The following is a 13,107-nucleotide window of genomic DNA, read 5'->3' on the forward strand; positions in this document are numbered from 1 at the left end:
GGCCCGCTCCTTCGCGCGCTGTCCTTGCGTGCGCATCGATCGCATCCAGAGGACTAAATGCGGTTCCTGGCCCTGAGTACGTGAAGGCCCCCTTCATTGCGTCTAGCGCAGTGAAGGAGGCCTTCACGCGCTACCGCGACCTCAGGGCAGGGCGTTCAGGAACGGCTCGTGGGCGTTCTGGAACTCCCACCCGTAGTACCGGTCCCAGTTGATCGACCACGTCATCAGCCCGCGCAGCGCGGGCGAAGCACCGCCGCGCAAGGAATACGACCCGCATCCGGAGTTCTTCACCAGGCAGTTCAGCGCCGAATGCACCGCCGCCGGCGCGGTGTGCCCGTTACCCGCGCTGACCGCGGCGGGCAGGCCGAACGCGATCTGGTCCTCACGCAGCCCCGGGAACCGGAATCCGGTCGAGGACACCGTGAAACCCGCCTTGATCATGTCGGTCATCGCGATGTGGAAATCCGCGCCGCCCATGAAGTGGTACTGGTTGTCCAGGCCCATCACCGGTCCGGAGTTGTAGTCCTGGACGTGCAGCACGGTCAGCGCGTCCCGCATCGCGTGGATCACCGGCAGGTACGAACCCGTCCGGTTGTCGGCACCGCCGAGACCGCCGTAGTACTGGTATCCGGTCTGCACGAAGAACGTCTCCGGCGCCATCGTCAGCACGAATCCCGCGCCATAGCGGGTTTTCAGCGTCTTCAGCGCCGAGATGAGATTGACGATCACCGGCGTGGTCGGATTGCGGAAGTCGTTGTCGCCGGAGTTGAGGTACAGCGAGTGGCCCTCGAAGTCGATGTCGAGCCCGTTCAGCCCGTACCGGTCGATGATCGCGGACACCGAACTGACGAAGGCGTCGCGAGCCGCGGTCGTGGTCAGCTGGACCTGGCCGTTCTGGCCACCGATGGAGATCAGCACCTTCTTGCCCTGTGCCTGCTTCGCGCGGATCGCGGCGATGAAATCCGCGTCGCTTTCCACCGTCGGGCATTCCGCGACCGGGCACCGCGTGAAGCGGATGTCGCCTGAGGTCACCGAAGTCGGCTCACCGAAGGCCAGGTTGACGATGTCCCACGCCGCCGGGACGTCGGCCATCCGCGTGTAACCGGAGCCGTTGGCGAAACTCGCGTGCAGGTAGCCGATCAGCGCGTGCTTCGGCAGGCCGGTGTCGACGCAGCCGGAGGTCGTGGCGCCCGCCTCGGCGGTCTTCGGCGATTCGCCCGCGCTGTTGTACGCGGCCACCGAGTAGTTGTGCGACGAGCAGGCCGTCAGTCCCGAGATCGTCGCCGAAGTCCCGGTCACCGTCGCGACCACGGTCCCGCCCTCGTACACGCGATAGCCGGTCACCGTCCCCGCCGAAGCGCCCCACGAGAGCGCGATCGACGAGTTCGTCACCGCGCCCACGGCCGGGTTTCCCGGAGCCGGCGGCGCGCCGGGGGTGCCACCGCCGGGCCCGTCGAGGCTGATGTCGTCCGCGTAGTAGGTGCCGGACCCGTACCAGCCGTGGACGTACACCTCGGCCGTCGTCTGCGTAGCCGACGTCGTGAACGAGAGCGACAGTTGCGTGTAGGAGGTCGCCGCGGTCCAGGTCGACGGCCCGCCCGTGACGCCGAGGTACACGGGGTTCCCGTTCACCCAGGCCGAAACCGCGTAGGTCGTGTTCGGCCGGACGGATACCGTCTGTGCGCATTTTCCGATCGTCGAGCCGGGCGTGACCGAAACGGCGTAACCGCCCGAACGGACCGGCGTGCTCACGGCCGCGCCCGCCGCGCAGGACCAGCCCGAGGTCGAACCCGCCTCGAAACCGGGATTGAGGAGCAGGTTGGCCGCGTTCGCGGTACCGCCGCCGGTGATCAGGCCGGTGAAGGTGAGCACCAAAACGGCCAGAAATGCCAAGGATCTGGAACGCCTCATCGCGATTCCTCCGGGAAAGGGCGGCCTGCCGCCGCGCTGGGCTAATTGTCTAGACCAATCCGGCGAAAGTCCATACCCCGGGCCCACCAGGGTCCAAAGACCCGACTACTCCGGGCTCCTATACCGGTGTGACGCGCGGGCGCACTCCGTAACGTCGGAAAGGTCAAAGAGGGCTGGGGGCTTTCGGGAGGTGGGGATGATGGAGACGCACAGGGGCTCGCCGAGAACGGCCGATGCGGCGTGATGACCGTGCCCGGGAGTGTGACAGTCGTGCGCTCCACCCACCAGCCCCGCCCGGGAGAACCGGACGGCGAACTGATCCGCGCGGCGATCAGCGGCGACCGGCGGGCCGTCGAGGGCCTGCTGGCCCTCCTCCGGCCGATCGTGTTCCGGTACTGCACCGGGAGGCTGGGCGGGACGACACGCGGATTCTCCAGCGCCGAGGACTGCGCGCAGGAGGTCCTGATGGCCGTCCTCGTCGCCTTGCCGCGCTACAGCTACCAGGACAACAGCTTCCTGCCGTACGTCTTCGGGATCGCCTCGCACAAGGTCGCCGACGTCCGCCGCAACCTCGCCCGCGACCCGTCCGCGCCGGTGCCCGATCCGGAGCCCGAACAGGACGTACCGTGGAACCCGACGTTCGAAGAGGTCGAGAAGGCGGATCGCAGCCGCCGGCTGTCGCAGCTGTTCGAGGTTCTTTCGGCGAAGCAGCGCGACGTGCTGGTGCTGCGAGTCATCCACGGGTACAGCGCCGAAGAGACCGCCGTCGCGCTGGGCATGGCGAGTGCGGGCGCGGTCCGCGTCACCCAGCACCGGGCCCTCAACGAACTGCGCCGCGTGCTGCGCGAGAATCCCGACTTCGCCGGCGGGTTCACCTTCTTCTAGGAAGTGGACTTGCGGCGTTGGGTGGCGTAGACGGCGGCGGCGGTGCGGCGTTCGAAACCGAGCTTGTGCAACAGGGACGACACGTAGTTCTTGACCGTCTTCTCCGCCAGGTACAGCTTTTCCGCGATCTGGCGGTTGGTCAGCCCGTCGGCGATGTGGTCGAGCACCCGCCGCTCCTGCGGGCTCAGCTGTTCGTACCGCGGGTCCGGGAGGTCGGTCTCACCGCGCAGCCGGTTCATCACCGACGCCGTCAGCGTGCTGTCCAGGAGCGATCCGCCCGCGGCGACCGTGCGGACGGCCTTGACGAGCGCGCCGCCGGAAACCTGCTTGAGCATGTATCCGGCCGCGCCCGCCATGATCGCGCCGAACAACGCGTCGTCGTCCGAATAGGAGGTCAGCATCAGGCAGGCGGGCGGCGGGTCGACGGACGCCCGGATCTCCCGGCAGACGCTCACGCCCTCGCCGTCCGGCAGCCGGACGTCGAGCACCGCGACCTGCGGTTTGACCGCGGGGATCCGCACGTACGCCTCGGCGGCCGTGGAGGCTTCGCCGACCACGGTGAAATCGTCCTCGGCCTCGAAGACGGTCTTGAGCCCGGTGCGGACGAGTTCGTGATCGTCCAGGAGGAACACCGAAATCGTCATCCCACACTCCCCTGTCGGGCCGGCAGCTCCACCGACCAGTCGAGCCTCGTGCCGCCTTCGGGCCGTGCTTCGACGCGGAACGTCCCGTTCCACCGCGCCGCGCGTTCGGCGAGGTTCACCACCCCGCTGCGATGGCCGGGTTCGGCGGGCATGCCGACGCCGTCGTCCACCACCGAGAGTTTGAGCCAGTGCCCGTCGCGGTCGACCGCGACGTCGACCGCGACCGTCGTCGCCGCGGCATGTCTGACCACATTGGACAGTGCTTCGCGGAGGGTCGCGATGAGGTCCGAGCGGACCGTGTCCGGCACGGTCGAATCGAGCGGCCCGTCGAACCCGACCCGGGGTTCGGAAGCGCAGCCCGCGTCCAGCGCGACCCGCAGCAGCTCCGACCGGAGGCTGCCCTGCGCCTCCGCCGGTTCCTGCAGGGAGAAGATGCTGTTGCGGATCTCGCGGATGGTGCGGTCGATCTCGTGCGCGAAACCGGTCACCCGGTCGGCGACGGCGGGTTCGCTCGCGAGCCTGCTGAGCCCCTCCAGCCCGAGCCCGATCGCGAACAGCCGCTGGATCACGAGATCGTGCAGGTCGCGGGCGATCCGGTCACGGTCTTCGAAGACGGCGAGCCGCTGCCTGTCCTGTTGCGCGCGGGCGAATTCGACCGCGAGCGCGGCGTGCGCGGCGAAGGTCTCGGCCAGCTGCACGTCGTAGGCGGAGAACGGCGTCCGGTCGCGGAACTTCGCCACCAGCAGGACACCGAGCTTCTCCTCGCCGACGAGCAGCGGGACGGCGATCGTCGAGTCCAGGCCCTTGATCGCCGCGGGCATCGCGGAAGCGTTGTCGCCCTGGTATTCGAGGACCTTCTCGCCGTAGTCCCGGACCACGACGGGTTTGCCGGTGGTGAACGCCAGCCCGGTCGCGGTGCCCTCGGTCGGCACGGTGACGCCGGCGAGTTTGTCGGCGTCCGGGCCTGGCGGCTCGACGATCTCGAAGACCAGCCGTCCGTCTCCGCTGGGCAGGGCCACCGCGCCCGCGGTGCCGCCGGCGACGACGCGAGCGCGTTCGGCGATGAGGTGCAGGGTCGGGGTCAGATCCTGGTCGGTCAGGAGCGCCCCGGTGACGTGATAGGAGGCTTCGAGCCAGCGCTCGCGCCGCTGCACCTGGTCGAACAGCGCGGCGTTCTCGATCACCACACCGGCCGCCGCGGTAAGCGCGACGAGCAGGTCGTCCTCGGATTCGGTGAACTCCTCACCGCCCGGTTTGCGGGCGAGGTACAGCATCCCGAAGATGCGGCCGCGCAGCCGGATGGGCACCACGCGGGCATCGTCTTCGGACGGCGGCCGTTCCCAGGCGTCGCCGAAGCGGATGAACTCGTCCGAATCGAGCACACTGAGCGCGCCGAACGGCGCACCGGTCAGCTCGCAGGCGGATTCGACCATCCGCCGCAGGACGTCGGACAGGCTGAGATCGTGGGCGATCCCCGCCACCGCGTCCAGAATCCTGGGCGCTTTGGCGTCACTCGCCGCACTCACCCGCCGCACCGCCGTCACCGTCCTGGAGTAACTCCCCGGGCAGTGGGGTCAGGAATGACAAACGCGCCCGGATCGCTCATCTGGTGCGTCGATCACGGACAGTGCTTCGTTACTGCAAGCGCCGAGGATCCTTCGACCGGTTACCGACTCGATGGGGATCCTGAGATACCGGGAGTCCGTCCCGCCGGTCCAGCAGCCCAGCGGCAAGGTCGCGAGTTCGGCGGTCACCAGTGGATCGCGCACCTCGGCGGCGCGGCCGACGACGGTGACGAACCAGCCCGCCCCCAGGTCCTCGGCGAACTCGTCGACGGCGAACGCCACCACACTGTCGAGCACCCCGGCGAACAACGCGCTCTGCGACGGGGTCCGTACCACGATCGCGCCGTGGTACAGCACGAACCGCGCCGGCTGGATGGCGGGCATGGCCCGGGAGGTGAACACCACCCGGCCGAGCCCGGCACGCGCGAGCAGCGCCAGGCACTGCTCGCGGTCGAGCGTCTCGAGACCCAAGGAGTCGGACATCGGCATCCCCGCGTTCTCGTCGTGTGCTTCGTCGAGAACCACGGTCCCCGGCTTACCAACTCGCCGGTAGGGCCGATGTACCCGGCCCGTGCGGGGGATGCCGGTCCGGCGGGGTCGATGTCGCGTGACTGGATGGACGACACGCGTGATCAGACGGACGACACACGTGTCGTCCATCCAGTCACGCGTGTCGTCCACCTGATCACACGCGCCGTCCCCTCAGACACGCATAACCGCCGAAGCGACACGGGTCCTCACGACCCACCGGACCGAAAACGCACCTAAGCCTTGGGCGACAGCAGTACCACGGGGATCTCCCGCTCGGTCTTGGTCTGGTACTGCGCGTAGTTCTTGAAATCCGCGGTGATCTTGGGCCACAGGCGGGCACGCAGGTCGGCGTCGGCGACGCTCGCGACCATCGACTTCGGGGCCTCACCCTTCAGCGTGACCTGGACGTCGGGATTGTCGCGGAGGTTGAGGAACCACGCCGGATGCTGGTCGTCGCCACCGCGGGAGGCGACGATGACGTACGCGTCGCCCTCGCGCAGCGGCGAGGTCAGCAGGACGGTGCGCGGCTGGCCGGATTTGCGGCCGATGGTGGTCAGTTCCAGGACGGTCATCCCGGCGACCTGCCAGCCGGCGCGGCCGCCGCTGACTTTCTGGATGACGCGGTGGACGGCGTTCATGGTCTTCAAGGCGAAATCGGAGGGCATGCGGAGAAGGCTACTCCGCTTTGGCTGCGACTTCGATTCCGTCCAGCAGGACGGACAGCGAGAACTCGAACGCCTCCCTCGCCTCCTGCTCCAGATAGGACACCGTTTCGTCCTCCATCCGGAACGCCTGCTCGGCCTCCATCCAGGTCAGCGTCGGGAACCGCTCGGCGAAGTCCGGCGAGACCTCCTTCAGATGCGCAGACCTCGCGTACCACCACTCGTCGTCGGACTGCCCCGTCACCTTCTCGGCCAGCCTGGCCTCCGAAGCCGTCCTGGCGGGCTCGCGCACGCACGCGTACAGCGCGCTGACCAGCCGTCGCAGCGCCGCCGGGCGTAATCCGGTCCGGCGCAGGATCTTCACCAGCGCCTCCAGCACGACGTACTCGTTCGGCCCGAGCACCGGCCTCGCCTGCGAGACCTGCAGGACCCACGGGTGCCGCAGGTAGAAGTCCCAGAGATCCTCGGCCCACCGCGCGGCGTCGGCCCGCCAGCCGCCTTCGTCGTAAGTGGCCGGAAGCTCGGCGAGCGCCTTGTCGTACATGAGATCGACCAGTTCGCTCTTGCTCGGGACATAGGTGTAGAGCGCCATGGCCGTGCGGCCGAGCCGGTCGCCGACCGCACGCATCGAGAGGCCCGCCATACCCTCGGCGTCCGCGATGGTGATGGCGGTTTCGACGATCAGATCCACGGAAAGCCCCGGTTTGGGGCCGGGCCGCTCGGCGTCCGGCGGGTCGGTCCGCCACAGCAGTGCCATCGACCGCCGGGGGTCTCCTTGCGCCGCGTAGACGACCACTTGCCAACTCCTTACAGCATAAACTAACCTCTGCTACCCTCACTTTACAGGCTAAAGAGTTCCAACCAGGGGAGAGCCATGCCTTCGGCCGCCGACAGCCACGACATGATCCAGGTGCGCGGAGCCAGAGAGAACAACCTCACCGACGTCTCGGTCGACATCCCCAAACGCCGCCTCACCGTCTTCACCGGTGTCTCGGGCTCGGGGAAGTCGTCCTTGGTGTTCGGCACCATCGCCGCGGAATCGCAGCGGCTGATCAACGAGACCTACACCGCGTTCATCCAGTCCTTCATGGCCCCGGTCGGACGGCCGGACGTGGACGCGCTGCGAAACCTGAGCGCCGCGATCGTCGTCGACCAGGAGCGGATGGGGGCCAACTCCCGCTCCACGGTCGGCACCGCGACCGACGCGCACACGATGCTGCGGATCGTCTTCAGCAGGCTGGGGCAGCCGCATATCGGGACGTCGGGAGCGTTCAGCTTCAACCTTCCCGAGGGGATGTGCCCGGAATGCGAGGGGCTGGGGAAGGTCTCCAGCATCGACGTCGACCAGCTCGTCGACAAGGAGCTTTCGCTCGACGAAGGGGCGATCACCGTCCCGAACTTCGCGCCCGGCAGCTGGTACTGGAAGGGGCTGGCGGAGTCCGGTTTCGTCGATCCGGCGGTCAAGCTGAAGGACTACACCGCTCAGCAGTGGGAAGACTTCATGCACAAACCCGCCACCAAGATGAAGCTCGGCGGGATGAACACCACCTACGAGGGCCTGCTGGTGAAGGTGCAGCGGCTGTTCCTGTCGAAGGACAAGGAAGCGACGCAGCCGCACATCCGGGCCTTCGTGGACCGGGCGATCACCTTCCGGCGATGCCCGGCGTGCGACGGCGCGCGGCTCAACCAGGCGGCGCTGTCCTCGAAGATCGAGGGACTGAACATCGCCGACTGCTCCTCGATGCAGATCAACGATCTCGCCGATTTCCTCCGCAAGATCGACGATCCGTCGGTCGGCCCGCTGATGCAGACCCTGCGCGGCACCCTCGACTCGCTCGTGGAGATCGGCCTCGGCTACCTGAGCCTCGACCGTGAGTCCGGGACGCTTTCGGGCGGCGAGGCGCAGCGCGTGAAAATGGTGCGGCACCTGGGTTCCAGCCTCACCGACGTCACCTACGTGTTCGACGAGCCGACCGTCGGGCTGCACCCGCACGACATCCAGCGGATGAACGGTCTCCTGCTCCTGTTGAAGGACAAGGGGAACACGGTGCTCGTCGTCGAGCACAAACCGGAGACGATCGAGATCGCCGACCACGTCGTCGATCTCGGGCCCGGCGCGGGACCGAACGGCGGCCAGATCTGCTACACCGGCGACGTGGCAGGCCTGCGGGCGTCCGGCACGCTGACCGGACGGCACCTCGACCACCGGGCGCGGCTGCGCACCGACGTCCGCGCGGCACGCGGGCAGATCGAGATCCGCAACGCGACCCGGCACAACCTGCGCGGTGTCGACGTCGACATCCCGCTGGGCGTGCTGACCGTGGTCACCGGGGTCGCCGGTTCGGGGAAGAGTTCGCTCATCCACGGTTCACTGTCCACAAGGGACGACGTGGTGGTGCTCGACCAGTCGGCCATCCGCGGCTCGCGGCGCAGCAACCCGGCGACCTACACCGGCCTGCTCGACCCGATCCGCACCGCGTTCGCCAAGGCCAACGGCGTCAAGGCGGCCCTGTTCAGCGCGAACTCCGAAGGCGCGTGCCCGAAATGCAAGGGTATCGGGCTGATCTACACCGACCTGGCGATGATGGCCGGGGTGGCGACGGTCTGCGAGGAATGCGAGGGCAAGCGGTTCACCGCGGAGGTCCTGACCTACAAACTGCGGGGCAAGGACATCAGCGAGGTGCTCGCCATGCCCGTCGCCGAGGCGCGCGAGTTCTTCCCGTCGGGGCAGGCGCGGACGATCCTGGACCGGCTTTCCGATGTCGGCCTCGGCTACCTCGGGCTCGGACAGCCGCTCACGACGCTGTCCGGCGGGGAGCGGCAGCGGATCAAACTCGCCATCCGGATGGCGGAGAAGTCGGCGACCTACGTCCTCGACGAGCCGACCACCGGCCTGCACCTCGCCGACGTCGACCAGCTGCTGGGCCTGCTCGACCGGCTCGTCGACGACGGGAACACGGTGGTGGTCATCGAGCACCACCAGGCGGTGATGGCGCACGCGGACTGGATCGTCGATCTCGGGCCGGGCGCGGGAACCGATGGGGGTCAGGTGGTCTTCACCGGGACTCCGGCCGATCTGGTCGCTTCCGGTGACACGCTCACTGCGCGGCACCTTCGCGCCTACGTGGGCCGCTAGCGCGTGCTAGGAACGGTCCTTTCCTTGCGAAATTTGCAAGGAAAGGACCGTTCATTGCACACGGGACCGACGCCGAACCGCTTCACGACCGGCCACCGCACCGATAATCCCCAGCACCACCAGAGCCAGCCCCGAAGTCACCATCTCGGCAGGCGAAGCCGCCAGCGGCGAAACCCCGGTCACCGACTCCAGCCCCACCACCGCGGTCAGCACCGAGTAGGCGCCGATCGCCGCCCACACCAGCCGCACGCGCCGCCGTTCCGTCCAGTCCGCGAACCGCAGCAGCCAGGCGAGTCCCGGCACGATGAGGATCGCGTGCATCGCCACCGCGTGCAGCGGCTTCAGCGCGCCGGCGGTGGTGTACGCGAGCTGCGGGTTCCCGCCCCGCGCCTCGACGACGCCGCTCGCGATCATCGCCGCGCCCGCGCCCAGCGCCACCAGCAGCGCGACGAGCCCGAACCGCACCGCGAGCCGCATGCTCGCCGTCGTCTCCCCTTCGCCGCGCATCGCCGCGGCCGTGAACGTCACCGCCGTCAGGATGATGACGCCGCCGCCCGCCGCGAGCGTCGTCGACACGGCGTTGTCGAAGCCGGTCTCGAAGTTGAAATGCGACGGCACCCCGCGCCAGGCCTGCATGCTCACCAGCGCCGTCTCCACGACACTCGCCACCGTGAAGACGCCGAGCAGCGCGTTCCGCACGCGTGGCCGCACCGCGACATACGACGTCGCCCAGGCGACGGTGACCAGCGTCAGCCCGAACGAGAGGCCGAACGTGACCGCCTTCCGCATCGACAGCGGCCCGGTCCACGAACCACCGGACGCGACCAGCACGACCGCGTGCACGAGACCGCTGAGGAACAGGAGCGCCCCGGTCGCGTAGGCGACCCGTTCGATCGTCCGAATCATGCTGTCGAGTGTCTTCCGCGGCGACGCGGAAAGCGTCGGCCGTGAAGCGACATCTCGCGTACGTCCGCCTACGTACCTGAGACGCCCCTCAGCGAAGACGGCGGTAGAGACCAATGGGCTGTTACTCTGGCCGACATCATGCCCCGCATCCTTGTCCGCGTCGCCGCGCTGATCGCCGTTCTCGCCCTCCTGTTCGGTGTGCCGTGGTGGACGATCGTCGGCTCCCCCGAACTCCCGGCCGCGCTCGAAATCCTCGGCACGATCGTGTTCGCCGCCGCGGCGCTCGCCGTGCCCGCCTGCATGATCCTCGGCCACGGGCCGTGGCAGCGCGACCTCGCGGCGAAGATCGGCGACCTCTCCCTCGGGCTGATCTGGCTGCTGTTCTCGTTGTCCGTACTCGGAAACGTGTTGAGGCTCGTCCTCGCGGTGTCCGGAGTGGACAGTGCGGCGGGCATCGTGTCCGGCGTCGTCCTGGTGGCCTTCGCGGCGCTGGCGGCGTACGGGATGGTCGAGGCCCGGCGCGTGCCGAGACTCAAGGAACTCGACGTCGTGCTCCCCCGCCTCGGCGCCGGACTCGACGGTCTCCGTTTCGCGATCATCACCGACACCCATTTCGGCCCGCTGAACCGGACGAAGTGGTCGGAGAAGGTCGTCGAAGTGGTGAACGAACTCGACGCCGACGTCGTGGCCCACGCGGGCGACCTCGCCGACGGTTCCGTCGCCAAGCGGCGGGAGCAGGTCGCGCCGCTCGGGAAGGTGCGGGCGAAACTCGGCAAGTTCTACATCACGGGCAACCACGAGTACTTCGGCGAGGCGCAGGCCTGGCTCGACCATATGCGTGACCTCGGCTGGGAGCCGCTGCACAACCGGCATCTGCCGGTCCGCCAAGGCGGCGACACACTGGTCTTCGCCGGGATCGACGACCCGACCGGCGCCGCTTCCGGCCTGCCCGGCCACGGCCCCGACCTCCCCGCCGCGCTCGACGGCGTCGCCGCGAGCACGCCGGTCGTCCTGCTCGCCCATCAGCCGAAGCAGGTCAAACAGGCCGCCGAGGCAGGCATCGACCTCCAGATCTCCGGGCACACGCACGGCGGCCAGATCTGGCCGTTCCACTTCCTGGTCCGGCTCGACCAGCCCGTATTGGCCGGGCTTTCGCGCCACGGCGAGCGCACGCAGCTCTACACGAGCCGCGGCACCGGCTTCTGGGGACCGCCTCTGCGCGTCTTCGCGCCGAGCGAGATCACCCTCCTGACCTTGCGAAACGGCAAGTAGTCACCCCGTCGCGACACCTCCCCGGTGTCCTGTCGGCACCACCGACAAATTTTTTTGTCTTGACAACTGAGACTTTCGGAGCGAGAGTTGTGCCAACGCACCCCGAGCCCCGAAAGGCAGAAACCGATGACGATCACCGCCACCCGGACCCACATCGCGCTCCCGGCCCGAGCCCTGCTCGCCTGCGGCGCCGTCTCGGGCCCGCTGTACTTCCTGACCTCGCTCACCCAGGCCGCCGTGCGCGACGGCTTCGACCTGACGAAGCACCCGGCGAGCATGCTGAGCAACGGCGACGCCGGCTGGATCCAGGTGACGAACTTCCTGGTCACCGGGGTCCTGATGATCGCGGGAGCGATCGGGCTGAGCCGGACGCTCGAACCGGGCAGAGGCAGCACGTGGGGGCCACGGCTGCTGGGTGTTTTCGGCGTCAGCCTGCTCTTCGCCGCGGTCTTCAAGGCCGACCCCGGCAACGGCTTCCCGGCTGGCTCCGGTCCGGCCACCATCAGCACCGCCGGCATCCTGCACATGGCCGCCGGCTCGGTCGGTTTCCTCTCGCTGATCGTCGCGACCTTCGTGTTCGCGAGCCGTTTCTCCCGTGAGGGCCACCGAGGCTGGGCCGTCTACTCCCGCGCCACCGGCATCGCGTTCTTCGCCTCCTTCGCCGGGATCAGCTCCGGCAACGCGAACGCCGTCGTGATGCTCACCTTCTGGGCCACCGTGATGCTGGCCTGGGGCTGGGTCACCGCCGTCATCCTCCGCGCAAGCCGCTAGACACCCCTAGGAGAATTCCCGCCATGAGCACCGTGACCTCGCAAGACGGCACCACCATCGCCTACACCCGCACCGGCTCCGGCCCCGCCGTCATCCTGGTCGACGGCGCGATGTGCCACCGCGAGTTCGGCCCGGCCACGCCGCTGGCCGCCGAACTGGCCGCGCATTTCACCGTCTACACCTACGACCGCCGCGGCCGCGGCGAAAGCGGCGACACCGCGCCGTTCTCCGTCGCCCGCGAAGTCGAGGACATCGCGGCGCTGATCAAGGAAGCGGGCGGGACCGCCCACGTCTACGGGATCTCGTCCGGCGCCGCGCTCGCCCTCGAAGCCGCGAAGGCCGGGCTCCCGATCACGAAACTGGCGGTCTACGAGTTCCCGCTGGTCGTCGACGACACCCGCCCGCCGGTGCCGGCCGACTACGACGAGCGGCTGGAGAAGGCCATCGCGGAAGGACGGCCCGGCACCGCGATCAAGACCTTCATGCGGGAAGGCGTCCGCGTCCCGGCGCCGGTCGTCTTCATGATGCAGTTCATGCCCATGTGGCCGAAGCTGAAGAAGGTCGCGCCGACCCTGCGCTACGACGCCGCGTTGTTCGACGGCCTGCACGACGGCACCCCGTTGCCCGAAGGCCGCTGGGCGAGCGTTTCCGTGCCGACGCTGATCATGGACGGTGGCAAGAGCCCGGCCTGGGTCCGCAACGGGGTCGCCGCGCTGGCGAAAGCGGTACCCGGCGCCGAGTACCGCACGATCGAGGGCCAGACGCATATGCTCAAGCCGAAGGCCGTGGCCCCGGTACTGATCGAGTACTTCACCGACTGACGG

Annotated in this window: 12 protein-coding genes; 5 read left to right on the forward strand and 7 right to left on the reverse strand. The window is 68.6% G+C overall.

Features of this window, described 5'->3' with window-relative positions:
* Positions 1-141: 141 nt before the first annotated feature.
* Complete coding sequence (locus tag ACIBTM_RS01460; RefSeq protein WP_395874457.1) at positions 142-1,911, reverse strand: chitinase; 1,770 nt, start codon at positions 1,909-1,911, stop codon at positions 142-144.
* Between the two features lie 243 nt (positions 1,912-2,154).
* Between ACIBTM_RS01460 and ACIBTM_RS01465 the strand changes: the two genes are divergently transcribed.
* Positions 2,155-2,796: a sigma-70 family RNA polymerase sigma factor gene (locus tag ACIBTM_RS01465; protein WP_395874459.1), complete on the forward strand. Its 642-nt coding sequence runs from the start codon at positions 2,155-2,157 to the stop codon at positions 2,794-2,796.
* Here the strand turns inward: ACIBTM_RS01465 and ACIBTM_RS01470 are convergent.
* The 5 genes from ACIBTM_RS01470 to ACIBTM_RS01490 form a co-directional block, all read right to left on the reverse strand.
* On the reverse strand, positions 2,793-3,440 hold the full coding sequence (locus ACIBTM_RS01470) for a response regulator (protein ID WP_395874461.1): 648 nt from the start codon (positions 3,438-3,440) through the stop codon (positions 2,793-2,795). The genes ACIBTM_RS01465 and ACIBTM_RS01470 overlap by 4 nt on opposite strands.
* Positions 3,437-4,984, reverse strand: a complete 1,548-nt coding sequence (locus ACIBTM_RS01475) for a GAF domain-containing protein (RefSeq protein WP_395874463.1) — start codon at positions 4,982-4,984, stop codon at positions 3,437-3,439. Before ACIBTM_RS01475 ends, ACIBTM_RS01470 begins: the two co-directional genes overlap by 4 nt.
* Positions 4,985-5,014: 30 nt before the next feature.
* Positions 5,015-5,494: a pyridoxamine 5'-phosphate oxidase family protein gene (locus tag ACIBTM_RS01480; RefSeq protein ID WP_395875766.1), complete on the reverse strand. Its 480-nt coding sequence runs from the start codon at positions 5,492-5,494 to the stop codon at positions 5,015-5,017.
* Positions 5,495-5,769: 275 nt separating this feature from the next.
* The gene (locus ACIBTM_RS01485; protein WP_395874466.1) at positions 5,770-6,201 is read right to left on the reverse strand and encodes a nitroreductase family deazaflavin-dependent oxidoreductase; all 432 of its coding nucleotides are present in this window, start codon (positions 6,199-6,201) and stop codon (positions 5,770-5,772) included.
* A gap of 10 nt (positions 6,202-6,211) precedes the next feature.
* Complete coding sequence (locus ACIBTM_RS01490; RefSeq protein WP_395874469.1) at positions 6,212-6,994, reverse strand: TetR/AcrR family transcriptional regulator; 783 nt, start codon at positions 6,992-6,994, stop codon at positions 6,212-6,214.
* Positions 6,995-7,072: 78 nt separating this feature from the next.
* Between ACIBTM_RS01490 and ACIBTM_RS01495 the strand changes: the two genes are divergently transcribed.
* Positions 7,073-9,334: an ATP-binding cassette domain-containing protein gene (locus ACIBTM_RS01495; RefSeq protein WP_395874471.1), complete on the forward strand. Its 2,262-nt coding sequence runs from the start codon at positions 7,073-7,075 to the stop codon at positions 9,332-9,334.
* A 51-nt stretch (positions 9,335-9,385) separates the two neighbouring features.
* Here the strand turns inward: ACIBTM_RS01495 and ACIBTM_RS01500 are convergent, their stop codons facing one another.
* Complete coding sequence (locus ACIBTM_RS01500) at positions 9,386-10,240, reverse strand: hypothetical protein (protein ID WP_395874473.1); 855 nt, start codon at positions 10,238-10,240, stop codon at positions 9,386-9,388.
* Between the two features lie 138 nt (positions 10,241-10,378).
* Here ACIBTM_RS01500 and ACIBTM_RS01505 point away from each other — a divergent pair, with 138 nt between their 5' ends.
* The 3 genes from ACIBTM_RS01505 to ACIBTM_RS01515 all read left to right on the forward strand — a co-directional run bounded on the left by ACIBTM_RS01505 (position 10,379) and on the right by ACIBTM_RS01515 (position 13,104).
* Positions 10,379-11,512, forward strand: a complete 1,134-nt coding sequence (locus ACIBTM_RS01505) for a metallophosphoesterase (protein WP_395874475.1) — start codon at positions 10,379-10,381, stop codon at positions 11,510-11,512.
* 126 nt (positions 11,513-11,638) lie between these two features.
* The gene (locus ACIBTM_RS01510; RefSeq protein ID WP_395874477.1) at positions 11,639-12,283 is read left to right on the forward strand and encodes a DUF998 domain-containing protein; all 645 of its coding nucleotides are present in this window, start codon (positions 11,639-11,641) and stop codon (positions 12,281-12,283) included.
* A gap of 23 nt (positions 12,284-12,306) precedes the next feature.
* The gene (locus tag ACIBTM_RS01515) at positions 12,307-13,104 is read left to right on the forward strand and encodes an alpha/beta fold hydrolase (RefSeq protein WP_395874479.1); all 798 of its coding nucleotides are present in this window, start codon (positions 12,307-12,309) and stop codon (positions 13,102-13,104) included.
* Positions 13,105-13,107 lie beyond the last annotated feature (3 nt).

The organism is Amycolatopsis sp. NPDC049868, assembly GCF_044461365.1.
GTDB lineage: Bacteria > Actinomycetota > Actinomycetes > Mycobacteriales > Pseudonocardiaceae > Amycolatopsis.